This window comes from Brevibacterium sp. Mu109 (assembly GCF_900169375.1).
GTDB classification, from domain to species: Bacteria; Actinomycetota; Actinomycetes; order Actinomycetales; family Brevibacteriaceae; genus Brevibacterium; species Brevibacterium yomogidense_A.
Genome location: NZ_FXZF01000022.1, coordinates 38,229 through 62,125, shown reverse-complemented (window position 1 = coordinate 62,125; position 23,897 = coordinate 38,229). Strand labels below are relative to the sequence as shown.

Genomic DNA, 23,897 nt, shown 5'->3' with positions numbered 1-23,897 from the left:
GCACCTGAGAGGTGCCCCTTTCTTGAACGGGAATGTTGACTTCGAACATCATCATTTTCCCAGTTCAGAAGGGGCATTTCCATTTCACGCGCGGCTTGATCCGGCTACTCGCATCGGTGGATCAAGGCTTAATCGCCGCGTAGACGCTACTGCGGCTCACGCGGAGCATCGCGGCGACCTCATCGACGGTGTACGGGGCCGCATGCGGCTCGCACGTCGGAGACGTGGCCGGGCGGGCGTTGTCGATGAGGACGGGCTTGCCCTCGCGCCCCTCACGAGCGGTTCGCTGATCGGTGGTGGTGATCATGTTCGTGTCCTTTCCTGTGCGCCTCGTTTGGTGTGATCCACTCTCATACTTGTAAGTTCCAAATACAAGGCGTAGGTTTGTAAACATGACGAATCAAAAGGCAAGCACAGAAGCCGATTGGCACGTAGACCTGGCCGGGTACCCCCGGGTCAAGGAGGGCGAGAACACACTCCTGCTCGTCGAGCTGAAGAGCGACGTGCCACAAGAGAAGCTCCGCCGGTACGAGGTCACCGTGAAGGTGACTGAGACAGACTTCAAGCTCACGTCGATCCGCGTCTTCGCCGACGACGTGAAGCTCGAACACCTTCGGCAGGTGCCTCTGACGGAGCTACGAGCCGCCGCGTTCGAGTTCGTGCGCAGGGCCGAGGAGCGCCTCGACGACGGCGAGGAGATCGAGGACATCCTCGCCGATCCGTACATTGAGTCTGCCCAGATGATGCCGGGCGAGCGCGTATCCGTGCAGGAGTTCAAGCGCGCGTACCGCAACGCAGCAGCGGACCGAGGTTCAAGCAAGCGCGAGGCCCTCGCCAAGCAGTTCCACGTCAGCGTGTACACGATCGACAAATGGGTGCGTCACGCCCGCGACATAGGCGCGATCCCCAAGCCACAGCGCAAGAAGCCACAGCCCCCAACCCCCAAGGAGGATGTATGACCAGCACCAGCCACACTGGCAACCGCCGCAAGGTGCCTGACGATGCGCTCAAACTCTGCCCGAGCTGCCGCGAGCCACGCGGCAATCGGCGGCAAGGGTGGGAGCCGATCTACCGGGGCGACGAGGTGCTCGGGTACACCTGCCCGGCGTGCCCGACGTGGGCTGAGCCGATCCGGCGTATCGAGTCCGGGCGCTTCGTCGCGGTCGTCGATGCCACGCCCCGAGGTGCCACGAAACGCAAGCAGGCAAAGAAGACGCTGGAGACCCTCGACGAAGCCCGCCAGTTTGTCGCAGAGGTTCGCACCGAGGTCGCCGAGCGCGGCGGGCTGTCCGTTCGCGAGCTGACCGTCGAGAAGGCACTGGAGAATTGGCTCGAAACACGCACGAAGCTGCGCCCACCAACGCACCGGAACTACAAGGCTCAGTTCAAGCCCTTGGTGGCTGTCCTCGGAGACAAGCCGGTACGCCAGCTGAAGGCGAGCCACGTCGAGGCGCTCATCGCGTCGATGCTCAACGGCGGCAAGCGCAACGGCAAGCCATTCGGCATCTGGGCCATACGTGCCACGGTCAACCGTCTCTCGCAGGCGCTCGACCGTTGCGTGCGCGACGGCATCGTGCCACAGAACGTCGCCCGGCTCGTCGAGCTGCCGGGCGACGAGCGACTGCGAGGCGAGGCTCTTGAACACTGGGTGACCGATGGCCACGGCCCGGATGCCCGGTGTCACGACCTCGACAGGTTCCGCGAGGTCGCCGACGAACACCGCGACGCCGGGGCATGGCGACTCACACTGTGCGGGATGACGAGGGCCGACGTTATGGGGCTCAGGTGGAGCGACATCGACCTCGACGCCGGAACTGCGACAGTGCGCCAGGGCCGAGTGATCCTCGACGGGAAGGACGATTACACCGGCGAGACGAAGAGTGCGCAGCGCAAGCGCACCGTGCCGTTCGAGACCATCGAGTCCGGCACCGTCGGGCTGCTGCGCAGAATGAAGGCGCGTCAGGCCGAGGGCAAGCTCGGGGCGGGCTCCGCCTACGTCGATAGCGGCTACGTTGTCGTGAACGAGGCAGGCGAGCCCCTCCGCCCCGAGCTGTACAGCGACCGTTTCAGATCGCTCTGCCGTAAGGCCGGGGTGCCGGTGATTAACCTTCACAGTGTGCGGCACACGCTCGCGTTCATGTTGCACCGCCTCGGCGTCACGCCCGGCGACGCGGCGGCGCTACTCGGACACACGGTGCAGGTTCACCTCGCTACGTATCTGCCTGAGTCGGGGGCGTCGGGGATCGCCGCGGCTGCCGCAGCCCTCGGAGGCCGCGCGGTCGCAGTGTAGGAGGAAGCGCATCGACGGTTCTACTCGATGCGCTTGCGCGGTTGTGACTGCGCTTGTGACCGAACGGAAACTGCACTTCCGCGGTTTGTGACTCTGCTTGTGACCGAACGAAGAAAACCCCCGAGCTTGGTTCTACGAAGCTCGGGGGTTTTCCGCATGATTCCGGGGCTAAATCGACCTCCGGGTCTGTGCGCGATACTGGGATCGAACCAGTGACCTCTTCCGTGTCAGGGAAGCGCGCTACCGCTGCGCCAATCGCGCCCGTTGTACAGGCTATTCACAATGTGTGCATCGCTGCCGATGCGTGCGGATCTCCCGCTGTGCGCGATACTGGGATCGAACCAGTGACCTCTTCCGTGTGAAGGAAGCGCGCTACCGCTGCGCCAATCGCGCCCTGCCCGCCGAAGGGCCGGGCTGAGGTGGAGAGGGGATTCGAACCCCCGTATACGGCTTTGCAGGCCGCTGCCTCGCCACTCGGCCACTCCACCGCGAGACGGTTGACCTGTCTCCGAGCGGATGACGGGATTCGAACCCGCGACCCTCACCTTGGCAAGGTGATGCTCTACCAGCTGAGCCACATCCGCATGAGCTTCCGCTCTTCGCTCCCCTTATTTCCCGGGCAACGAGAGATAAATCTACACGCCGTCCGGGACCAAGTCCAATCGGCCGGGTGTGGCCCTGATCACAGAGTGCGACCTCTTAGAATCCCAGTGTGAATCAGAAGCGACCGGAGCGACCGGAGGGGTGGCTGTCGCGCAGCCACAAGCAGGGGCGGCCCTGGTATCGGCGGAGCCGGCTGGGCTACATGCGCTGGCGCCTGCGCCTCGACTCGCGCCCCCGCACCGCACAGGCCTATCGCTTCACAGTCGGCTTCCTGGGCACGGCCATCGTCATCCTGGGGCTCATCCTCGTCCCGTTTCCCGGCCCCGGCTGGCTGATCGTCCTCACCGGCGTGGCGATCATCGCCTCCGAGTTCTCGTTCGCACGCAGGCTCCTGGGCTTCGCGCGGAGGAAGCTCACGGAATGGACGCGGTGGGTAGCCGCGAGCCACTGGACGGTCGGGGCGGGACTGGGCCTGCTGACATGCGCCTTCGTCATCGGTGCGGTGTGGCTGGTCCTGCTCTGGCTGGGTCTGCCCGCGTGGGTCCCGCGCGAGTGGGTTCCGGTCTGGACCGGACTGCGCTGATCAGCCGTCGGCGATGCGCTCAGCCCTCGGCGATGAGCGCAGTCGTCGCGTCGAGCCCCGCCAACGCCGTCGCGGGGTCGAAGTCCGCTGCGGGCCACTCGAGGCGCATCGCCTCGAGGTGGTGGAGAAGGATCCGCCCGACCGCCCAGCGGGCATACCACTTGCGATCCGACGGCACGACGTACCACGGAGCCGCATCTGCGTCCGTGCGGACGAGCACGTCCTCGAACGCCTGCGTGTACTCATGCCAGCGGCGACGATCGGCGAGATCCGAGGCAGCATGCTTCCAGGCCTTCTCCGGCCGTGTGATCCGCTCGCGCAGCCGCCCCGCCTGCTCCTCCTGCGAGACCGTGAGCATGACCTTGACGACGTCGACGCCGCCGGCCGTCAGTCCGTTCTCGAAGTCGACGATCGTGTCGTAGCGGCCCTCCCACACCACACGGGGAGCGAGTCCGTGCATGCGGACGGCGAGGATGTCCTCGTAGTGCGAGCGGTCGAATGCGGCGATGCGGCCCCACGCGGGGACCCTGCGCTGGATCCGCCAGAGGAAGTGGTGCGCGGCCTCCTCCTGCGTCGGTACGCCGAACGCCCATGTCTGCAGCCCGTGCGGGCCCACCGCTCCGGACAGGTGACGGATGATGCCGCCCTTGCCGGAGGCGTCCCTGCCCTGCAGCACGAGGATCAGTGCCCGCCTGTGCCCGTCCGGGCGCAGGGCATGCGCGTGGAGGCGCTCCTGCGCGCTGCGGATGAGATCCGCATCCTCGTCCTGCGACCGCACGCCATCGGCTTTGTTCCCCGAGAAGCCGGGCGTCGCATCCGGAGCGACGCCCGCGAAGCCCCGGGCCCGTTCGTACCGCAGCAGGGCGGCGACTCCCGCCGGGTCCGTGAGCGGACCGCGTGCGTCACCGCCCGGGGTCATGCGCGGGCCTTGTGCGCGAGCGCTGTGAGCCGTGACAGGCAGCGCAGGTACTTCTTGCGGTAGCCGCCGGCGATCATCTCGTCGGTGAACACCTCGTCCACCCTGACGCCGCTCGCATGGACCGTGACATCGCGGTCGTACATCCGGTCCACGAGTGCGACGAAGCGCAGCGCGACCCCCTCGTTCTCGATGGTCCTGACGTCGTCCCACACGATGGTGTCGACGCCGTCGAGCATCCGCCCGTAGCGCGACGGGTGGATCTTCGCCAGGTGCTCGACCGCGACGTCGAACACGTCCCGGGCCACCGTTCCGGTCGCCTCCGCGAGCACTGCGTCCAGCTCTTCGGGAGTCTGCGGCGCGGGAGGCTCGGGCAGCCCGCGGCTGCGATAGTCGTCGCCGTCGATCGAGACGATGGTGAACTGCTCCGACAGCGCCTGGATCTCGCGCAGGAAGTCCTGCGCGGCGAAGCGCCCCTGCCCCAGCGATCCCGGCAGGGTGTTGGAGGTGGCGACGATCTTGACGCCCGCATCGGTGAGTTCGCGCATGAGGCGCGACATCATGACGGTGTCGCCCGGATCGTCGAGCTCGAACTCGTCGATGCAGACGAGGCGCATCTGCGACAGCTCGTCGCGCGCACGGACGAAGCCCAGCGCCCCGATGAGGTTCGTGTACTCGACGAACGTCCCGAAGGTGGCCGGCTTCTCACTCGCGTGCCACGTCGAGGCGAGCAGGTGGGTCTTGCCGACTCCGTACCCGCCGTCCAGGTAGACGCCCTTCGCCTTGCTGCGCTTCCCTCCCCCGAACAGTCGCCCGAGCAGGCGGGAGGATCCACCGCCGGACGACACGAAGTCCTTCAGCGTGTCCCGGGCCTCCGACTGCGACGGCTGGGTGGGATCCGGGCGGTAGCTCGCGAAGGACACGTCCTCGAACTGCGGCGGCGGCACGAGTCCGTCGATCAGCTCGTCCGGGGAGATGCGCGGATCGGCTTCTGAGAGATGAATGATCTGGGCGGTGCTCACGAGCGCCAAGTCTACAGATTCCCAGACAGCGCACAGGGCACTCGCGGGATACGAGACGCGGACGGTGCCGTTCCCGCCTGAGGACCTGACCGTCTGCGGCCCGCTCCACTCAGGAGAAGTCGAAGCCCAGACGGCCGAGTGACTTGGGATCGCGCTGCCAGTCCTTGAGGACCTTCACGTGGAGGTCCAGGTACACGGGCGTCCCCAGGAGCGCCTCGATCCCCTTCCGCGCCCGTGAACCGATCTGCTTGAGCCGTGACCCCCCGCGGCCGATGATGATGGCCTTCTGGCTGTCGCGCTCGACGTAGATGTTGACGTGGACGTCCCAGAGCGGTCGGTCCTCGGGGCGGTCCTGACGCGGGTTCATCTCCTCGATCTGCACGGCGAGCGAATGCGGGAGCTCGTCGCGCACGTCCTCCAGCGCGGCCTCGCGGACCAGCTCAGCGACCATCACGGCCTCGGGCTGGTCCGTCAGGTCCCCGTCCGGGTAGAGGGGCGGCGACAGCGGCAGGTGGCCCGCGAAAACCGCATCGACGGTGTCGACCTGGAATCCGGAGCTCGCGGACACGGGCACCACGTCCGCGAACTCGCCCAGCTGCGCGGTCCGCAGCAGAGCCGCTCCGACCTCGTCCTTCGAGACGCGGTCGGTCTTCGTGACGAGGGCGACGACCGGGGTGCGGCCGGAGAACTGGGCGAGCTGCTCCGCGATGTACCGGTCCCCCGGTCCCGGGAGCTCGTCTGCCGGGATGCAGAAGCCGATGACGTCGACCTCGGCGAGGGTGCCTGCCACGAGGTCGTTCAGCCTCTCGCCCAGCAGGGTCCGCGGCCGGTGGAGGCCCGGCGTGTCGACGAGGATCAGCTGGTGGTCCTCGCGGTGGACGATCCCCCGGACCGTGTGGCGGGTGGTCTGCGGCTTCGCGGAGGTGATCGCGATCTTCTCGCCCACGAGGGCGTTCGTCAGAGTCGACTTGCCGGTGTTGGGGCGTCCGACGAGGCACGCGAACCCCGCCCGGTAGCCCTCGGGCACATCGGTGCGGAAGCCGCTGTCCCCCAGCGCCGCGGCGATCCTGTCCTCCAGCGCTGCGTCGGGGCCGTCGCCTGCTGTGTCCTGGTCCATGATCAGTCCTCCTGCGTGTTCGTCGTCTCGACCCGGCACACGTGCACGCGGGTGATCCTGTGTCGTCTGCCCTCGCCCGGGAGCGCCTCGAGCCTCAGTCCTGCGATCTGCGCCTGCGAACCCGCGATCGGCACGCTGCCGACGAGCTTCTGCAGCAGTCCGCCGACGCTGGAGACGTCCTCGTCCTCGATGCGGACGTCGAAGAGGTCGGCCAGGTCGTCGATGTCCAGTCGCGCGCTCACGACCGCCGCCCCGTCCTCGTCGATCATCGCATCGTCGCTCACATCGTATTCGTCGTCGATCTCACCGACGATCTCCTCCACGATGTCCTCGATCGTGACGATGCCGGCGGTCCCGCCGTACTCGTCGACCACGACGGCGACGTGGGTGTTGCGCGCCTGCATCTCGTGGAGCAGATCGTCGACCAGCTTCGTGTCCGGTACGAACCGCGCGTCGCGGGCGAACCCGTCGATGGCCTCGCGGCTGAGCTCGGGACGCATGTGCAGCTGCCGGGCGATGTCCTTGAGGTAGAGGAATCCGCGCACGTCGTCGATGTCCTCACCGGTGACGGGCACGCGGGAGAAGCCGGACCGGAGGAAGAGCACCATCGCATCGTCGAGCAGCGTGCCCGCCCGCACCGTCACGAGGTCTGTCCGCGGGACCATGATCTTCCAGACGCGGGTGTCCCCCAGCGAGATGACGTTCGCGATCATGTCGCGCTCGTCGTCCTCGATGACGTCCGAGGCCTGCGCGCGATCGACGTAGTCGAGCAGCTGGGACTCCGACAGGGGCGCCCCGGCTCCGCTCACCCTGGTCGGCGTGAGCATGTTGCCGAGCCACACCAGGACCAGTGCGACGGGGCCCAGCGCCGCGCGGAGTCCGGAGACCAGTCCGCCCAGCAGCAGGGAGGTCTGCAGCGGGTAGTGGCGGGCCACGGTGCGTGGGGAGACCCCCGCGACGACGAACACCGCGACCGAGGCCGTGATGACCGTGCAGACGACGGCCTCCCAGCCCACGTCGAACACCTGCAGGTAGGCGAAGGCGATGAAGACGGTCGCCGAGGCCTCCGCCAGCTGGCGGGTGAAGGTCAGCACATACGTGTGGACGAGCGGGTCGCCGAAGACCTTCAGGACCTTCCGCGCACCGCGGCGCCCGTCCTCCACGGCGTCCGCGACCTCGGACCGGGAGACGGTCGCGAAGGCTGATTCCGCCGAGACGAAGACGGCGGCGATCGCGAGGCATGCGAGTGCCGCGGCGAAGAAGCCGGTGATGGCCACGTCAGTCCTCCGTGGGCTCTGGGATCCGGGTGCGGCCCGGTTCGCGTGCGGCGAAGTACGTCAGCAGGAGGCGGCGCTGCAGGCCGAACATCTCAGCCTTCGACGCGTCGTCCCCGTGGTCGTAGCCCATGAGGTGGAGCAGGCCGTGGGTGACGAGGAGCAGGACCTCGTCCATCGTGCTGTGCCCCGCCGCACGGGCCTGCTGCGCCGCGACCTCGGAGCACACCACGATGTCGCCCAGCACGCCCGGTTCCGCGTCGTCGCCCGGCCGCAGCTCGTCCATGGGGAACGACATGACGTCCGTGGGACCCGCGAGGTCCATCCACTCGAGGTGCAGCTCCTCCATCGGGCCGGTCTCTACGAAGCGGACATAGACGTCCGCCTCCGCGTGGATCCGCATCTGCTCGTACACGTGGGTCGCGAGCGACGTGACGGCGTCGAGGTCGATGCCCGCACCGGATTCGTCGACGATCTCGATGCTCATGGGGTCTGTCCTCCTGCGGGGCGGTGCCCGCCCTTCCGATCCGATCGCCCGTGCCGGTGGCGGGCAGGCTCCGTCGACTGCTCCGATGCCGACCACAGGTCATACGCGTCCACGATCGCGGACACGAGTGAATGGCGGACGACGTCCTTGCTCGTGAGCGTCTCGAATGCGATGTCGTCCACGCCGTCGAGGATGCCGCGGACCACGCGGAGTCCACTGGTGGTCCCCGTCGGCAGGTCCACCTGGCTCGTGTCCCCGGTGACGACCATCCGTGAGCCGAAGCCCAGACGGGTGAGGAACATCTTCATCTGCTCTGCGGTGGAGTTCTGCGCCTCATCCAGGATCACGAAGGCGTCGTTGAGCGTTCGGCCGCGCATGTAGGCCAGCGGAGCCACCTCGATCATCCCGGACTCCATGAGGCGCGGAATGCGGTCGGGATCCAGCATGTCGTGCAGCGCATCGTAGAGCGGTCGCACGTAGGGGTCGATCTTCTCGTTGAGGCCACCGGGCAGGAATCCCAGCCGCTCCCCCGCCTCGACCGCCGGCCGGGTCAGGATGATGCGGGAGACCTCGCGGCGCTGCAGCGCGTTCACCGCCATCGCCATCGCGAGGTAGGTCTTGCCCGTGCCCGCGGGGCCCAGCCCGAACGTGATCGTGTGGTTGCGGATCGCCCGGACGTACTCGTGCTGACCGAACGTCTTCGGCCGCACCGTCTTCCCCCGCGTCGACAGGATGCTCGCGCCGAGCACGTCCGCGGCGGACTCCTCATCCGGGTCGAACGCGCCGACGCGGGCGACGGTGTCCGGGTCGATGAGCGCCCCGGCCGCCAGCAGCCGCTTGAGCTCACCGATCGTGCGCACGAGTGCGGAGACGGAGTCCTCGTCGCCTCGCAGCGTCATGTCCCGGTCGCGCACGTGCACGTCGACTCCGGGCGCCAGCCGTTCGAGCGCCTCGAGGTTCGCCTCTGCGGGGCCGAAGAACGCGACGAGGTCGAGGTCCTCGGGCAGTGCGAGGCGCACGGTCGTCTGCTGTGGCGTGGGTTCCAGGGGGTGTCCTTCCGATCGCGCGGCACCGCGGAGCGCGGTACCCGTCCCGATTCTACCGACGCGGGGACGTGCTCGATCGCCAGCGGCCCAGCGCGACCTGGGCCAGCGCCAGCCCGGCGGGACCGGCGGAGGATGCGCGCAGCACGGTCGGGCCCAGGAGGACGGGTCGGGCGCCCGCATCGCGGAAGGCCGTGAGCTCCTCCGGCGAGATGCCCCCTTCGGGCCCGACCACCAGCACGAGGCGGCCGAAGCCCTCGTCCGCAGACTCGGTGCGGAGCCCGTCGAGCACGTCGGCGAGGTGCTCGGTCGCGTCCTCGTGCAGCACGAGCACGAGGTCGTCGTCGCGGAGGGTCGCGAGCACCTTCCGCCCGCGCACCAGCGGCTCGAGGCAGGGAGCCTGGGCCCGTCGCGACTGCTGGGTCGCGGAGTCCAGCAGGGCCTGCCACCGGGCGGTCTGCTTCTGCTCCTTGCGGGAGGGCCAGTCCGCGATCGACCGGGCCGCCGCCCACGGCACGACGCGGTCCACTCCGATCTCCGTCGCGGACTCGATCGCCTGCTCGTCGCGGTCGCCCTTCGCCAGTGCCTGGATGAGGACGAGCTCCGGGGAGCCGATCGACTCATGGGTCACGGCGATGACCTGCACTGCCAGCGGTCCGGCCGCCTCCGTGCGGGACCTGCGCCTCCCCCGTCCGGATCGGGCCGCCTCATGGGCTGCGTCCGGCGCGGTGTCCGACTCCGCCTGCGCTACGAGCACGACGCGCAGTCTGCGGCCCTCGCCGTCGACGAGGTCGAACTCCTCGTCCGCCGCGATCCGGGACACCCGGATGTGGTGCGCGACGGCGGAGGCGACCGGGACCTCGGCCCCGGCGTGCGCCTCGGGCAGGTCCCGATCGAGGAAGACCGAGTGGGTCATCGACCGGCCAGGCGTTCCCGCAGCCGCGAGAACGGTCCGTGGCGCGTCTCTCCGGCGCTGCCGGTGGGCGCGGTCTCGTCGCGGGCCTCCGCGAGCTTCTCCAGCAGCTCCCGCTGCTCCGCCGTGAGCGCTGTGGGCGTCTCCACCGCGAGCGTCACGAAGATGTCTCCGCGGCCGTCACGGCGCAGCTGCTGCGCACCGAGCCCCTTGAGACGGATCGTGTCGCCCGTCTGCGCACCGGCGCGCACGTCCACGCCCTGCTCGCCGTCGAAGGTCTCGAGCGGGATCGTGGCGCCCAGAGCGGCCGCCGTCATCGGGATCGTGAGCGTGCAGCGCAGGTCCGAGCCGTCCCGCGTGAACACGGGGTGCTCCTCGACGATCACCTCGAGGTACAGGTCGCCGCGCGGACCGCCTCCGGGGCCCACCTCTCCGCGGCCGGACAGCTGGATGCGGTTGCCGTCGCGCACGCCTGCCGGGACCTTGACCGTGATCGTCTCCTCCGCCCTGACGCGACCGTCGCCGTGGCAGCTCTGGCAGGGGTCCTCGATGACGGTGCCGTATCCGCCGCACTGGGGACAGGTCTGGTTCGTCACCATCTGGCCGAGCAGCGTGCGCGTCATCTGCTGGACGGAGCCGTGGCCGTCGCACAGGGTGCAGGTGCGCACGTCGGTGCCCTCGCGGGTGCCCTTGCCGTCGCACGTGCCGCAGACGTCGGCCGAGACGACCTCGACGTCCGCGGTGCCGCCGAACGCGGCCGTCCGCAGGTCGACGCGCAGGGCCACGAGCGCGTCCTTGCCGCGACGGGTGCGCGAGGCCGGCTGAGGACGGCCGCCGCCCGCGCCGCCGCCGAAGAACGTCTCGAACAGGTCGGAGAATCCGCCGAACCCGGCACCGGCACCGGCCTGGCCGTTGTCACCGCCGCCCAGGTCGTAGTTCCTCCGCTTGGAGTCGTCGGAGAGCACGTCATAGGCGAGCGAGACCGCTTTGAACTCGTCCTCGCGGCCCGGATTCACGTCCGGGTGGAGTTCGCGGGCCAGTTTCCGATAGGCCTTCTTGATGTCCGCTGCGCTCGCGTCGCGAGACACGCCCAGGGTTTCGTAGTGATCGCTCACCGGTGTCGGTTCTCCTAGTGCGCCGCAGGGGCGCGGTCGATTGTGTCGTGGTGGGTCAGTCGCTCAGGATCGTCGAGATGTACTTCGCGACTGCGCGCAGCGCTGCCATCGTCGTGGGGTAGTCCATGCGGGTGGGCCCGACGATCGCCATGCGCGCTTCGACACCCTCCGCAACGTAGTTGGTCGCGACGACGGATGTCGAGGCGAAGGAGTCGAGGGGGTTCTCCGTGCCGATGCTCACGGCGACGTCGGGGCCGTCCGCGGCCATGGCGGACAGGAGTCGCAGCAGCACCACCTGCTCCTCGAACGCCTCCAGCAGCGGTCCCATGTGCTCGCCCAGGTCGCGACCGGCGCGGGCCAGGTTCGCAGTGCCCGCCATGACGAGCCTCTCCGTGCGGAAGCTGCGGGAGAGATCCGCGAGCACCGATCCGACGGCGGCCGCCGGGCCTCGCAGCTCGGGGCGGGCATCGATCGTCGCCGCGTACCGCGGGACGTCGCCCACGGGCACACCGGAGAGGGCCGAGAGGAAGAGCGACCTGAGGAGCGCCACCTCCTCCTCCGTCACCGGAGCGCCGGTGTCGACGAGGCGCTGCTCGACCTGCCCCGCATCGGTGATGAGCACCACCAGGAGGCGGGACGGGCCGATGTCGACCAACTCGATGTGGCGGACGCTGGCCCGTGAGAGTCGCGGGTACTGCACCAGGGCGACCTGGTGGGTGAGCTGTGAGAGGAGTCTCACAGTCCGATCGAGGATGTCGTCGACATCCACGGGGTGCTCGAGGACGCGCGCCACGGCACGCTTCTCTGCGGCGGACAGCGGCTTGATCTCGTCGATCCGGTCGACGAACGCCCGGTAGCCCTTGTCAGTGGGGATCCGACCGGCGGACGTGTGCGGCTGTGCGATGAGCCCGTCCTGCTCCAGCGCCGCCATGTCGTTGCGGATGGTCGCCGATGAGACGCCCAGCCGGTGGCGGTCGACGAGAGCCTTCGAGCCCACGGGCTCGTTGGTCGACACGTAGTCCTCGACGATCGCACGGAGGACCCGCGCTCGACGGTCGTCGTTCACTGCTCCTCCTTCCCCCCGGTGGGTCAGGCGTGACTCCGGGCGTGCGCCTCTGGCACTCGAGATGTACGAGTGCCAATGCTACTCGCTGAGGCTCGCGTCCTCCACCGGGAGGCCTGTGAGGAACGTCGTGCGGTCGGGCTCCGGCGCGCCTCCGGTCCGCCGCCGCGACGTCTGGCTAGCCTGATCCGATGCCCTTCCATGATCGCTACGGGCCCGATGTGCTGTCCGGAGGCCGGACGCATCGACGCCCGTCACTTCCCCAGATCCCCGCCGATCCGGGCCTCGTCGTCGAGGTCGTGGAGACCGGCTACGTCGGAGCCGTCGTCCGCGTCGAGAAGGCGCCGGGCGGCATCGCGATGGTGCTCGAGGACCGGCGCGGCAGGCGCGCGTCCTTCCCACTGGGCCCCGGCTACCTCGTCGAGGGCAGGGCATGCTCGATCGTCCGTCCTGAGCCGCGTCCGCAGCAGACCCGCGCGGGAAGCGGTGCCGGCGGCGCCGGCTCCGGCTCGCGCGGCGGACCCACGGCGGGACGGACCGCGAGCGGGTCTCGTGCGGTGGCCGGAGCCCGCGCCCGTGTGGCGCGCGGTTCGCGGATCTGGGTCGAGGGGAAGCACGACGCGGAGCTCGTCGAGCGCATCTGGGGCGAGGACCTGCGGATCGAGGGCGTCGTCGTCGAACCGCTGGGGGGCCTCGACGACCTGCCGGAGCAGATCGCGGAGTTCGGCCCCGACGCCGACCACCGGGTGGGCGTCCTCGCCGATCACATGATCCGGGGCACCAAGGAGATGCGCCTGGCGGACAGGGTCATGCGGGACCCCGCCTGGGCGGGCAACGTGCGCGTCATCGGTCACCCCTTCGTGGACGTCTGGCAGGCGGTCAGGCCCTCCGTCGTCGGCATCGCAGGGTGGCCGCAGGTCCCCCGAGGCGAGGACTGGAAGACGGGCGTGCTGCGCCGGATCGGCTGGGACCACGCGGATCACCGCGACGTCGCCCGTGCCTGGGTGCGGATCCTGCGGTCCGTCACCACGATCGCCGATGTCGAGCCGGCGCTGTCCGGCCGCGTCGAGGAGCTCATCGACTTCGTCACCGTCAACCGCCACTGATCCGCGCGGATGAGAGGATGGTGCGTGCGGTCACACACCGGGCAGCATCCACCTCACCACACGAAGGAGCTCCCATGAGCACCCCGTACGGATCCCCTCACGACGACCAGAGCGCGTACGGCCCGCAGCCGGGGGCGGACGGCTTCGGTCCTGCCGGCTACGGCGCACACCCGGGACCCGGTGCGTACGGCGCACCCGGCGCTCCGCCCCTGCGCGGGCCCCACCCGGCCGCCGCCTACGGAGACGGCTCCGCGGGCTACTGGAGGGCGTCGCAGGACGACAAGACGCTCGCGCTGCTGTCGCACCTGGGTGCGCTGCTGGTCAGTGCGATCGTCCCGCTCATCATCTTCCTCATCAAGAAGGACGACTCGCCGTTCGTCCGCGAGCACACGCGGCAGTCGCTGAATCTGCAGATCATGCTGCTGATCGCCGGGTTCGTCTCCGGACTGCTGATGTTCGTGCTCATCGGCTTCATCCTGCTGCCGCTCGTCGTCATCACCGGCTGGGTGTTCCAGATCATCGCCGCCGTCAAGGCCTACAACGGCCAGATGTACCGGATCCCCTTCGTCATCGACATCATCAGGTGAGGAGGTGATCGGACAGGATCCGCACGATCCCGTCCGCGAGCAGCCGTCCCCGCAGGGTGAGGTGGATCCTCTTCTGCGCCAGGGTCTGCGGCGCGAGCAGCCCGTCCGCGAGCAACCGGCTGATGTGCGGGCGGGCTGACGTCGCCAGGCGGTCGAGGGGGAACTCCCCGTCGATGCGTGCGGCGAGCATCAGATCCTCGAGTGCACGGGTGTCATCGTCGAGCACTTCTCGCCCCACTGCGGGCGAGTCGCCCCGGCCCAGGCGATCCGCCCACGCCCGGGGGTGCTTCGCATTCCACCAGCGCACTCCGCCCACGTGCGAATGGGCGCCGGGACCGTAGCCCCACCAGTCGGCGTTCCGCCAGTAGGCGAGGTTGTGCTCGCACCGCGTGCGGTCCCCGGTCGAGAAGTTGCTCACCTCGTACCAGCGGAGCCCGGCTTCGGCGAGCAGCTCGTCCGCGAGCTCATACTTCTCCGCGAGGTCGTCCTCGTCGGGCATCGGCAGCTCACCGCGGCGGACCTGCATGCCCATGCGCGTTCCCGGTTCGACGATGAGCGAGTACGCGGACACATGATCGGGCTGATGCTCGAGCACCGCTTCGAGGCTGGTGCGCCAGTCGGCCGGGGACTCCCCCGGAGTGCCGTAGATGAGGTCGAGGCTCACATCCAGCCCGGCGGCCCGCGCCGCCCGGACCACCTCGCCGATGCGCGCTGGATCGTGCGTGCGGTCCAGGGTACGCAGCACGTGGGGAACCGCTGACTGCATGCCGAACGACACGCGGGTGAAGCCCGCATCGGCGAGGGTCTGCAGGTATGCGGCGTCCACGCTGTCCGGGTTCGCCTCTGTCGTCACCTCAGCGCCTGCGGCGAGCCCGAACCCCGCACGGAGGTCGTCGAGCACGCCCGCAAGAGTCTGCGCCGGCAGGAGTGTCGGGGTGCCGCCGCCGAAGAAGACCGTGTCGAAGGAGCGGCCCGTGAGCGGCGTGTCTGCGACCACGTCACGGGAGAGTGCGATCTCACGGGAGAGCTGATCGCGGTAGTCCGCGCGATTGGCACCCGGTCCCAGCTCATCCGCCGTGTAGGTGTTGAAGTCGCAGTACCCGCACCGCACCCGGCAGTACGGGACGTGGACGTAGGCGCTGAAGGTGTCGCGGCCCGCTCGTGCGCGCGCGGCGTCCGGCAGCCCGCCGTCCAGCGGCGGGACATCCCCTTCGGGCTGAGCAGGCACTCCTACTTCTTGTCCGACTTCTTGTCCGGCGCGGAGTCGTCGGACGACAGCGCGGCGATGAAGGCTTCCTGCGGGACTTCGACGCTGCCCACCATCTTCATGCGCTTCTTGCCCTCCTTCTGCTTCTCCAGCAGCTTGCGCTTGCGGCTGATGTCGCCGCCGTAGCACTTCGAGAGCACGTCCTTGCGGATGGCGCGGATGGTCTCGCGCGCGATGATGCGCGAGCCGATGGCGGCCTGGATGGGCACTTCGAACTGCTGGCGCGGGATGAGGCCGCGGAGCTTGCCCGCCATCGACACCCCGTACGAGTAGGCCTTGTCCTTGTGCACGATGGCGGAGAACGCATCGACGTGATCGCCGTGCAGCAGGATGTCGACCTTGACCAGATCCGACGACGCCTCGCCGTCGTCCTGGTAGTCGAGCGAGGCATACCCCTTCGTCCGCGACTTGAGCGCGTCGAAGAAGTCGAAGACGATCTCCGCCAGCGGCAGTCGGTAGCGCAGCTCCACACGATCCTCGGACAGGTAGTCCATCCCGAGCATCTGGCCGCGCTTGCCCTGGCACAGCTCCATGACTGCACCCACATAGTCGCTGGGCGTGAGGATCGTCCCGCGCACCATCGGCTCGTGGACCTCCTTGATCTTGCCCTCCGGGTATTCGGACGGGTTCGTCACGGTGTGCTCCGCGCCGTCCTCCATGACGACCCGATACACGACGGAGGGTGCGGTGGAGATGAGCGAGAGGTCGAACTCGCGCTCGAGCCGCTCACGGATGATCTCGAGGTGCAGGAGGCCCAGGAACCCGCAGCGGAAGCCGAAGCCCAGCGCCGTCGACGTCTCCGGCTCGTACGCGAGGGATGCATCGTTGAGCTTGAGCTTGTCGAGCGCGTCGCGCAGGACCGGATAGTCCGAGCCGTCGATCGGGAACAGGCCGGAGAACACCATCGGCATGGGGTCCGCGTAGCCGGGCACGGACTGCTCCGCGGGCCTGCGGGAGTTCGTGACCGTGTCTCCGACCTTCGACTGGCGCACGTCCTTGACGCCGGTGATGAGGTACCCGACCTCACCGACGCCCAATCCCTTCGAGGGGACGGGCTCCGGGGAGGAGACGCCGATCTCCTGGAGTTCGTACGCGGTGCCCGTCGACATCATCTCGACCTTCTCCCGGGGAGAGAACTGACCGTCGACGACGCGCACGTACGTGACGACGCCGCGATAGGTGTCGTAGACGGAATCGAAGATCATCGCGCGTGAGGGCGCGTCCGCGTCGCCGACGGGCGCGTCGATCTGCTCGACGATGCGGTCGAGCACGTCCTCCACGCCTTCTCCGGTCTTGCCGGACACCCGGAGGACGTCGTCCGGGTCGACGCCGATGAGGTTCGCGATCTCCAGTGCGTACTTCTCCGGCTGCGCGGAGGGCAGGTCGATCTTGTTGAGGATCGGGATGATCGTGAGGTCGTTCTCCATGGCGAGGTAGAGGTTCGCGAGCGTCTGCGCCTCGATGCCCTGCGCCGCGTCCACCAGCAGCAGTGCGCCTTCGCATGCGGCGAGCGATCGTGAGACCTCGTACGTGAAGTCGACGTGGCCTGGGGTGTCGATCATGTTGAGGGCGTACGGCGTGCCGTCCACCTCCCACGGCATCCGGACGGCCTGCGACTTGATCGTGATGCCGCGCTCGCGCTCGATGTCCATGCGGTCCAGATACTGCGCCCTCATGTTGCGGGGCTGCACGGCTCCGGTGATCTGGAGCATCCTGTCCGCCAGTGTGGACTTCCCGTGGTCGATGTGGGCGATGATGCAGAAGTTCCGGAGCAGTTCCGGCGGGGTCGCCGCGACATCGATCCGCTTCCGCGACTCATCGCTCACCTGAGGTGCCATGTGTCTTCCGACGTCCTCTCATTCGAATCAAAGCCTCATTCTCCCACGATCGTCGACCCCCCGCGAACCGCCGCGACCAGCGGTGGTGCGCTTGCACGCGCGCGGCGCGCGACTCCGGCTACCCTGCACGCATGAGCCTCCTGCGCCCGAGCGGTCGACTCCTGTCCGTCATGACGGCGAACCTCCGATACCCGGCCCGTGATGGGCACCCCTGGACCGAGCGCCTCCCGCTGTGGGCCGATCTCCTCTCTGCCGAGACTCCGCACGTGATCGGCACGCAGGAGGGCGTCCTGGATCAGCTCGAGGGACTCGTGGGACGCCTGCCCTCTCACTACGCGTGGGTGGGCGAGGGGCGCGCCGGCGGGAACGACGGGGAGTTCACCGCGGTCATCTTCGACACCCGGCGCCTGGACGCTGAGTCGGTCGACGTCAGCTGGATCTCGCAGACCCCCGATGTCCCGGGGTCGCGGTCGTGGGGGTCGTCCCATCCGCGCACCATCACCCGCGTCGACTTCCGCGACAGGGTGGGAGGACGCCGCTTCCGGCTCCTCAACGTCCACGTCGACCATCGGTCGGATCGCGCGCGCCCCCACGCCGCGCGCATGCTGCTCGACGGAGCGCGCGAGGCCCTCGCGCAGCACCGGGAGGTCGTCGTCACCGGCGACTTCAACGCAGACCAGGACCACGACCTGCACCGCATGCTCACGGCGGACGGAACTCTCGCGGACGCCGCACTGAGCGCGCCCGAGGCTGCGGTGCTCGATGCGGACGTCGACACCTTCCACTTCTATCGGGGCGTCCGGCGGGGCGGGCGACGGATCGACTGGCTCCTCCATTCCGGCGGTCTCGCTGCGACCGCGGCGGGGACCAACACGTTCGCGCGCGACGGGAGGTTCCCCAGTGACCACTTCCCGGTCCAGGCGCTCCTGCGATGGGATACCGACGAGTAGGCTGACGGCATGAACTGGAAGAGCCTCGCCCAGCGCGCCGTGCGCGTCGGCGTTCGGCAGGGAATCGGCTACATGCGCAGGTCGGGGAAGGACACGTCCGTCCTGCGTGCCGTCGACTCGCTGCTTCGGAACGGCGACACGTCCTCCTCAGAACCCACCCGCTCCAGCCGGCGCGGAGGAAACCCGCACGACGACCCACGGGCCCGCGCTGGAGGGGGTGCCCGCGGAGGTCGGACCGGAGCCGATCAGCGCGCGGAGCACGCCCGCTCGCGTCGCGCCGCTCGTCCCAAGCCCGCTCAGCGCTTCCCGAAGCGACCGGCCGGGGGCTACCCGGGGGACTTCCGCGGTCGGATCAAGCCGGTCTACTCACCGGACCTGGACGGCAGCCCCGATCCCGGCGAGGTCGTGTGGGGCTGGGTCCCCTACGAAGAGGACCACTCACAGGGCAAGGACCGCCCGATCCTCCTCATCGGCCGCGACGGCGCGTGGCTCCTGGGGCTCATGCTGACGAGCAAGGACAACGTCCCCGGCGGAGTGGGCGACACCCGCACCGATGAGCACGGCACGCCGTACATCAATATCGGCACGGGTGAGTGGGACTCGCAGAAGAGGCCCTCCGAGGTGCGCCTGGACCGGATCATCCGGATCGAGCCGTCCGCCGTCCGCCGCGAGGGCGCCGTCATGCCGATGGATCGATTCTCCGCCGTCGTCGACTCCGTCCGCACGGACTGATCTCGACCGGCTGCGGTTCGCTCGAATCGCGGCTCATCCTGTACGATCATCTGCTGTACGTCCGTCTGGGTGTGTCTCACCCGAAGGTCGGGCGGACGTCACCTCTGAAGATCGTCGGCCGGTGTTTCCCCGCCGGACCGGCACAGATCGGATGAGAGCCCTCACGACCATGATCACTGACACGAAAGAGTGTTGACGTTGGCAAACATCAAGTCGCAGATCAAGCGGAACCTCACGAACGAGAAGGCGCGACTCCGCAACCGCGAAGTCCGCAGCGAAGTGAAGACCGCAATCCGCGCCGTGCGCGAGCAGATCGCCGCCGGTGACACCGCCTCTGCACAGACCGCTCTCCAGAATGCCTCGCGCAAGCTGGACAAGGCTGTGTCGAAGGGTGTTCTGCACAAGAACAATGCAGCCAACCGCAAGTCGAATCTCGCGAAGAAGGTCAACGCTCTCTGAGCATGATCGACTGAAGCGCGTTCGACGCGGGCAAGGGCCGTCCTCCTCCGGGAAGGCGGCCCTTGTGCTGTGTCGAGTGCACGTGCTGTGTCGACTGCGGGTGCTGTGTCGACTGCACGTTCGGTGCCGCGCGCTGGGCGGCGATCACCGCGCCCGGGACTGTTGGCACACGTAGGCGACGAGGTACTCCACCGCGTACACCGGATCGCGCCCGCCGCCCTTCACCGCCGCGTCGGCGTCTGCTGCGGCGAGGATCGCCCGCCCCAGTGCCACCGGATTCCACGCGCGCGATTCCCTCCTGGCGCGGTCCACCTGCCACGGCGCCATCCCCAGCTCCGCCGCGAGCGACGCCGGTGATCCCGACAGCCCCTCCACCTTCGCCAGGTTCCTCAGCTTGAGTGCGACGGCGGCGACGATCGGGACGGGATCCGCTCCCGTCGCCAGTGCGTGGCGCAGCAGCGAGAGCGCCTCCCCGGTCCGGCCGGTGCAGGCCGCGTCTGCGACCTTGAAGCCCGTCGCCTCGATCCTGCCGCCGTAGTACGCGTCGACGACATCGGCGTCCACCGCGCCCTCCGTGTCCGTCAGCAGCTGACGCACACCGGCGTCGAGCTCGGACAGGTTCGCGCCCAGCGCGTTCATCAGTGCCGCGAGGCCGTCCTGAGTGAGGGTGCGCTTGGCCCGGGAGAACGCGTCCTGTGCGTACTTCGCACGATCCGCCTCGCTCTTGAGCACTCCGACGTCGACTGCGGGTGCACCCGCCGCCGTGAGGGCCTTCAGCAGCCGCGCACCGCGCTGTCCGCCCTTGTGCTCGAGCACCACGACCATGTCGGGATTCGGATCCTCGACGTAGGCGAGGGCGTCCTTGAGGAAGTCGTCGTTCATCGTCGCGAGGTCGCTCACGACGATGAGCCCGTGAGCGGAGAAGAGCGACGGGGCCGCAGCGGCGGACAGGGAGCCGGCCTCATAGGACGAGGCGTCGAGGTGCACCGGATCGACGTCCGTGTGCTTCCTCTTCACCGCCTGCACGATCCTGCTCCTGGCATTGCGGAGGAGCACGTCCTCGCCGCCGGACAGGAGCACCAGGGGGGCCGGAACCGCTCGGTGCCACGCCACTGTCGTCTTCTTCGCTGCCACGGATCCAGACTATCGTCCGGCGGGGACACCGCAGTCCCTCGCACCGCCCACCAGGGTGAGCTCCGCCGTCAGCGCGATGCTCCCGCACAGGTCGGTGCGCAGCACCGGCGCCGGGCCGAACGCCTCGAGCGCCTTGCGTGCGGGATGGCCGTAGGTGTTCCCCGCGCCGACGGACACCACCCCCACGCGGGCTGCTGAGGCGCGGAAGAATGCGGGTGACGTGTCAGCGCTGCCGTGGTGCGGGGCGACGAGCACGTCGACGGGAGCGTGCGCCGTCAGCTCCTGCACCATGCGCAGCTGCTGCTTCTCCCCCACGTCACCGGGGAGGAGGATGCTGAGTCCGTCCACCTCCACGAGCAGCACGAGCGAGGCCGCGTTGCCGTCACTGATCGCTGACTCGTCGGCGGGAGGCCAGAGGACGCGAGCCGTGATGCCCGCCGGAAGGAGCGCCGCCGGCAGCTCTTCTCCCGCTGCCGCCGGCGCGGCGACTGTGGCGACAGCGCGCGTGCGTGCTGCCTCCGGAGAATCCGCCAGTGCGCGCGGATGGACGACGACGGCTTCGTCCACCGCCTCCACGGCGGCAGGCAGCGCCGCGACGTGATCGGCGTCGAAGTGCGACAGGGCGATCGTGAGGCGAGTGATGCCTGCACCCTCCATGCAGGCGGCGAGCAGCGCGGGGTCGTCTCCGGTGTCCACGAGCAGGGCATGGTCGCGCGGGGCGTCCCGGCTCCGGATGAGTGCGGCACTCCCCTGCCCGACGTCGCACACGACGATCGACCAGGCACCCCGGCCCGTCGCGGTCACGACCGGTACCGCAAGTCCGGCGAGGAGACAGGACACCGCCACGAGTGCGCCCGCGGTCCGTGCGCGGCGGCGCCCCAGGAGTGCGCACGCAAGACCCGCGACCATCCCCGCGGCCACGACGACTCCCCCGGGGCCCGTCGGCCAGCCGAGCGCTGCACCGGGAAGCGACGCGCACCCATGGGCGATGACGGTGATCCACCACGCCGCCGCCGCACCGAGCGCTCCAGCCGTGCGCGCGAGCAGGTGGGGCGGCATGCCGAGCGCGTCGGGGAGTGCCGCTGCGATGCCTTCGAGCCCGAGTCCTGCGAGCCCCAGCACGGTCGCCGGTGCGACCGCCGGCGCGGCTGCGACGTTCGCGAGCACCGCCCAGGGGCTGACGGTCGGGTCGAGGACGACGAGCAGCGGCGTGCACCCGGCCTGTGCCGCCACGGGCACCGCCAGCGCGACCGCGACCGGGCGCGGCATCCCGCGGTCGGTGAGCGCACGGGTGAGCGGCGGCGACAGGACGACGAGAGCCGCTGTCGCGCACACGGACAGCCCGAACCCGATCTCCGTCGCCAGATGCGGGCGCCCAATGAGCAGCACGGTCACCGCAGTGGCGAGCACCGCGAGCGTGGGTGTCCCTGCGGGCCGCAGGATGCCCACCGCCACGAGAGAGGCCATCGCGGTCGCGCGCATGACGCTGGGCTCCGGCCCGACGATGAACACGTACCCCGCCGTCACGGCCGCCGCCGGCAGGATGCGGACCCACCAGGGAGTGCGCAGGCGAGCACACAGCGCCACCACGACACCCGCGACGATGAGGATGTTCGACCCGGACACCGCCGTGAGGTGGGTCAACGACACCGTGCGCATCGCTTCTGCGAGCGCTGGGTGGATGTGCGCGACGTCGCCCACCACGAGGCCTGGCAGCAGATCACCGCCCGCATGCGTGCCGACTCCGGAGACCTCGGCGAGTCCCGCGCGCAGATCGGCGCGGATCCGCCACCGGGCACCGGGGTCCTCGCGCACCTCGGCACTCACGAGCCCCGCCAAGTCGTCGTCCCACCAGTCCAGCTCCACGCGGAGAACGGACCCCGCCGGTGGGGGCGGCTGCTCGGAGACGACCGTCACCCTGCCCGTCTCCCCGGTCGCCACGCTGCGGAAGCGACCCGACTGGGTCTCCTGCGGGTCCGTCACGACGGTGACGAGCGCGGCCTCCGGACGTGGAGCGTCCTCGAGCATGAGCGCGTGCGCACCCGCGACGAGCACGGACAGCCCCAGCGCTGCGAGGAGCCCGCCGACGACTGGTCCGATCATCCGCGACGCACGCCGCCTGTGTGAGGAGCGCCGGGCGGTGGCCGGGCGGTGCACGAGCACGAGCACAGCGCCCAGCAGAGCGCAGCACAGGCCCGCGATCACGATGGGGAGCCCGGCCGCGGCGATCGCCGCCCATGCGCCCGCCGCGGCCGCGATGGCGCGCGCCGTCCCGATCCTCTCGAAGACGATCCTGCCGCACCACGAACCCCACGTGCGCAGTGCCGTCGTCATGCGTGCTGGTCCGGACGGTGCCGTCGAGCGCTCCTCATCCGACCGTGACGCTGTCACGGATCCTGCTGAGGGTGGCGTCGCCGATCCCGCTGACGTCGAGCAGTTCGTCGACCGTGGTGAAGCGACCGATCGCGTCCCTGTGGTCGAGGATCGACTGCGCTGTCACCGGACCGACCCCCGGCAGCGTCTCGAGTGCCGCGAGGTCAGCGCTGTTGAGGTCGACCAGGACCCCGCCTGCACCACCAGGCCCAGCTCCACCAGGCCCAGCACCGCCCGATCCTGCACCGGCAGCATCCGTCCCGGACCCGGCACCGCCGGGGTCCGCGCCTCCCGCATCGCCCGGGGCGATCTCCTCCCCCGGTCGGGGGACGCGGATCTGCTCACCGTCGACGAGCACGCGTGCGAGGTTCAGCACGTCCACATCGGCGTGCTCCGACGCGCCGCCGGCGGCGTCGAGGGCGTCCGACACCCGTGCGCCGGGTGGCAGCTCGACGACACCGGGAGCGGCCACCGCACCGACGACGTGGACGACGATCGGCCCGGCAGATGCGGCCTCACCCGCGCCATCGCTCTCAGCACCGCTCCCTGCGGCCGCCGCGGTCCCGTCCCCGGTCGTCTGAGCTCCGCCCGACGCGTCTGCCTCCGACGCATCGGCCTCCGAGGCATCGGCCTGGGCGGCTTCCCACGAGCCAGCGGACTCCTCAGAGGCAAGAGGATCGGCACCTCGCAGCAGCGACGGAGCCAGGACGAGCACCAGGACGCCCGTGAGCACAGCTCCCAGTAGGCAGAGCAGAACCGTCTTCGACAGCCACGGGCGGGTGCCCGTCACAGCCGGTTCGTCCTCCTCACAGTCGTCACCGAGATCGCCATCGAAGTCGTCATCGGGGTCAGCCACGCCCTCGCCGAGGTCGTCCGCGGGTGACCAGCCCCGTTCGCCGCTGCGGGCCAGCAGCGACGAGAACCTCTCTGCGGGTGATGGGCTCATGCGCCCACGATCGCCTCCGTGACCGTGCCCCGGAAGTCCACTCCCTCACCGGTGGACGACGGTCCGCACATCCCCGGCA

23 protein-coding genes and 4 tRNA genes are annotated in these 23,897 nt (G+C 69.4%); 8 read left to right on the top strand and 19 right to left on the bottom strand.

What is annotated here, in order from left to right; translation table 11 throughout:
- Positions 1 to 121 precede the first annotated feature (121 nt).
- Positions 122 to 307 carry a helix-turn-helix domain-containing protein gene (locus BSP109_RS13050; protein ID WP_101601180.1) on the bottom strand — a complete coding sequence of 62 codons (186 nt, stop codon included), beginning with the start codon at positions 305 to 307 and terminating at the stop codon, positions 122 to 124.
- 85 nt (positions 308 to 392) lie between these two features.
- Here BSP109_RS13050 and BSP109_RS13045 point away from each other — a divergent pair, with 85 nt between their 5' ends.
- Both BSP109_RS13045 and xerC read left to right on the top strand, forming a co-directional pair.
- Positions 393 to 959, top strand: coding sequence for a hypothetical protein (locus tag BSP109_RS13045; RefSeq protein WP_101601178.1), 567 nt, complete (start codon positions 393 to 395; stop codon positions 957 to 959).
- Positions 956 to 2,290 carry a tyrosine recombinase XerC gene (gene xerC / locus BSP109_RS13040; RefSeq protein ID WP_180959735.1) on the top strand — a complete coding sequence of 445 codons (1,335 nt, stop codon included), beginning with the start codon at positions 956 to 958 and terminating at the stop codon, positions 2,288 to 2,290. Before BSP109_RS13045 ends, xerC begins: the two co-directional genes overlap by 4 nt.
- A 189-nt stretch (positions 2,291 to 2,479) precedes the next feature.
- Here xerC and BSP109_RS13035 read toward each other — a convergent pair.
- The 4 genes from BSP109_RS13035 to BSP109_RS13020 all read right to left on the bottom strand — a co-directional run bounded on the left by BSP109_RS13035 (position 2,480) and on the right by BSP109_RS13020 (position 2,874).
- Positions 2,480 to 2,551, bottom strand: a tRNA-Val gene (locus tag BSP109_RS13035).
- Positions 2,552 to 2,611: 60 nt separating this feature from the next.
- Positions 2,612 to 2,683, bottom strand: a tRNA-Val gene (locus BSP109_RS13030).
- 24 nt (positions 2,684 to 2,707) lie between these two features.
- Positions 2,708 to 2,778, bottom strand: a tRNA-Cys gene (locus BSP109_RS13025).
- A 23-nt stretch (positions 2,779 to 2,801) separates the two neighbouring features.
- Positions 2,802 to 2,874, bottom strand: a tRNA-Gly gene (locus tag BSP109_RS13020).
- 128 nt (positions 2,875 to 3,002) lie between these two features.
- Here BSP109_RS13020 and BSP109_RS13015 point away from each other — a divergent pair.
- On the top strand, positions 3,003 to 3,476 hold the full coding sequence (locus BSP109_RS13015) for a TIGR02611 family protein (RefSeq protein WP_256970306.1): 474 nt from the start codon (positions 3,003 to 3,005) through the stop codon (positions 3,474 to 3,476).
- 19 nt (positions 3,477 to 3,495) lie between these two features.
- Here the strand turns inward: BSP109_RS13015 and BSP109_RS13010 are convergent, their stop codons facing one another.
- The 9 genes from BSP109_RS13010 to hrcA form a co-directional block, all read right to left on the bottom strand.
- Complete coding sequence (locus BSP109_RS13010; protein ID WP_087007196.1) at positions 3,496 to 4,395, bottom strand: PPK2 family polyphosphate kinase; 900 nt, start codon at positions 4,393 to 4,395, stop codon at positions 3,496 to 3,498.
- Positions 4,392 to 5,414 (bottom strand): cell division protein ZapE, encoded by a 1,023-nt coding sequence (gene zapE, locus BSP109_RS13005; RefSeq protein ID WP_087007422.1) that lies wholly within the window; start codon positions 5,412 to 5,414, stop codon positions 4,392 to 4,394. The genes BSP109_RS13010 and zapE overlap by 4 nt, the downstream gene beginning before the upstream one ends.
- Before the next feature lie 109 nt (positions 5,415 to 5,523).
- Positions 5,524 to 6,531 carry a GTPase Era gene (era, locus tag BSP109_RS13000; protein ID WP_087007194.1) on the bottom strand — a complete coding sequence of 336 codons (1,008 nt, stop codon included), beginning with the start codon at positions 6,529 to 6,531 and terminating at the stop codon, positions 5,524 to 5,526.
- A gap of 2 nt (positions 6,532 to 6,533) precedes the next feature.
- Positions 6,534 to 7,808: a hemolysin family protein gene (locus BSP109_RS12995; RefSeq protein ID WP_257944692.1), complete on the bottom strand. Its 1,275-nt coding sequence runs from the start codon at positions 7,806 to 7,808 to the stop codon at positions 6,534 to 6,536.
- A gap of 1 nt (position 7,809) precedes the next feature.
- The gene (ybeY, locus tag BSP109_RS12990; RefSeq protein WP_087007192.1) at positions 7,810 to 8,292 is read right to left on the bottom strand and encodes an rRNA maturation RNase YbeY; all 483 of its coding nucleotides are present in this window, start codon (positions 8,290 to 8,292) and stop codon (positions 7,810 to 7,812) included.
- Positions 8,289 to 9,311, bottom strand: coding sequence for a PhoH family protein (locus BSP109_RS12985; RefSeq protein WP_179207125.1), 1,023 nt, complete (start codon positions 9,309 to 9,311; stop codon positions 8,289 to 8,291). Before BSP109_RS12985 ends, ybeY begins: the two co-directional genes overlap by 4 nt.
- A gap of 79 nt (positions 9,312 to 9,390) precedes the next feature.
- Positions 9,391 to 10,251, bottom strand: coding sequence for a 16S rRNA (uracil(1498)-N(3))-methyltransferase (locus tag BSP109_RS12980; protein WP_101601175.1), 861 nt, complete (start codon positions 10,249 to 10,251; stop codon positions 9,391 to 9,393).
- On the bottom strand, positions 10,248 to 11,363 hold the full coding sequence (gene dnaJ, locus BSP109_RS12975) for a molecular chaperone DnaJ (RefSeq protein ID WP_087007188.1): 1,116 nt from the start codon (positions 11,361 to 11,363) through the stop codon (positions 10,248 to 10,250). Before dnaJ ends, BSP109_RS12980 begins: the two co-directional genes overlap by 4 nt.
- A 55-nt stretch (positions 11,364 to 11,418) precedes the next feature.
- Positions 11,419 to 12,429: a heat-inducible transcriptional repressor HrcA gene (gene hrcA, locus BSP109_RS12970; RefSeq protein WP_087007186.1), complete on the bottom strand. Its 1,011-nt coding sequence runs from the start codon at positions 12,427 to 12,429 to the stop codon at positions 11,419 to 11,421.
- A gap of 188 nt (positions 12,430 to 12,617) precedes the next feature.
- Between hrcA and BSP109_RS12965 the strand changes: the two genes are divergently transcribed.
- Positions 12,618 to 13,532, top strand: a complete 915-nt coding sequence (locus BSP109_RS12965) for a DUF3097 family protein (protein WP_087007184.1) — start codon at positions 12,618 to 12,620, stop codon at positions 13,530 to 13,532.
- A 74-nt stretch (positions 13,533 to 13,606) separates the two neighbouring features.
- On the top strand, positions 13,607 to 14,119 hold the full coding sequence (locus tag BSP109_RS12960; protein WP_180959734.1) for a DUF4870 domain-containing protein: 513 nt from the start codon (positions 13,607 to 13,609) through the stop codon (positions 14,117 to 14,119).
- On the opposite strand, the gene hemW is transcribed toward BSP109_RS12960, so the two are convergent.
- On the bottom strand, positions 14,112 to 15,347 hold the full coding sequence (gene hemW / locus BSP109_RS12955) for a radical SAM family heme chaperone HemW (protein ID WP_101601171.1): 1,236 nt from the start codon (positions 15,345 to 15,347) through the stop codon (positions 14,112 to 14,114). The two genes, BSP109_RS12960 and hemW, sit on opposite strands and share 8 nt — an antisense overlap.
- A 2-nt stretch (positions 15,348 to 15,349) precedes the next feature.
- Positions 15,350 to 17,224, bottom strand: a complete 1,875-nt coding sequence (gene lepA / locus BSP109_RS12950; protein ID WP_101601169.1) for a translation elongation factor 4 — start codon at positions 17,222 to 17,224, stop codon at positions 15,350 to 15,352.
- Between the two features lie 131 nt (positions 17,225 to 17,355).
- On the opposite strand from lepA, the gene BSP109_RS12945 reads away from it, so the two are divergent.
- The 3 genes from BSP109_RS12945 to rpsT all read left to right on the top strand — a co-directional run bounded on the left by BSP109_RS12945 (position 17,356) and on the right by rpsT (position 19,365).
- Positions 17,356 to 18,174, top strand: coding sequence for an endonuclease/exonuclease/phosphatase family protein (locus tag BSP109_RS12945; protein WP_101601167.1), 819 nt, complete (start codon positions 17,356 to 17,358; stop codon positions 18,172 to 18,174).
- A 9-nt stretch (positions 18,175 to 18,183) separates the two neighbouring features.
- The gene (locus tag BSP109_RS12940) at positions 18,184 to 18,906 is read left to right on the top strand and encodes a hypothetical protein (RefSeq protein WP_101601165.1); all 723 of its coding nucleotides are present in this window, start codon (positions 18,184 to 18,186) and stop codon (positions 18,904 to 18,906) included.
- 198 nt (positions 18,907 to 19,104) lie between these two features.
- On the top strand, positions 19,105 to 19,365 hold the full coding sequence (rpsT, locus tag BSP109_RS12935) for a 30S ribosomal protein S20 (RefSeq protein WP_087007174.1): 261 nt from the start codon (positions 19,105 to 19,107) through the stop codon (positions 19,363 to 19,365).
- A gap of 144 nt (positions 19,366 to 19,509) precedes the next feature.
- On the opposite strand, the gene holA is transcribed toward rpsT, so the two are convergent.
- Genes holA through BSP109_RS12920 form a run of 3 tightly spaced genes read right to left on the bottom strand, consistent with a single transcriptional unit; the run spans position 19,510 to position 23,818 of the window.
- On the bottom strand, positions 19,510 to 20,499 hold the full coding sequence (gene holA, locus BSP109_RS12930) for a DNA polymerase III subunit delta (RefSeq protein WP_087007172.1): 990 nt from the start codon (positions 20,497 to 20,499) through the stop codon (positions 19,510 to 19,512).
- A gap of 9 nt (positions 20,500 to 20,508) precedes the next feature.
- Positions 20,509 to 22,890 (bottom strand): ComEC/Rec2 family competence protein, encoded by a 2,382-nt coding sequence (locus tag BSP109_RS12925; protein WP_146001161.1) that lies wholly within the window; start codon positions 22,888 to 22,890, stop codon positions 20,509 to 20,511.
- On the bottom strand, positions 22,868 to 23,818 hold the full coding sequence (locus BSP109_RS12920; protein WP_087007168.1) for a helix-hairpin-helix domain-containing protein: 951 nt from the start codon (positions 23,816 to 23,818) through the stop codon (positions 22,868 to 22,870). The genes BSP109_RS12925 and BSP109_RS12920 overlap by 23 nt, the downstream gene beginning before the upstream one ends.
- Positions 23,819 to 23,897 lie beyond the last annotated feature (79 nt).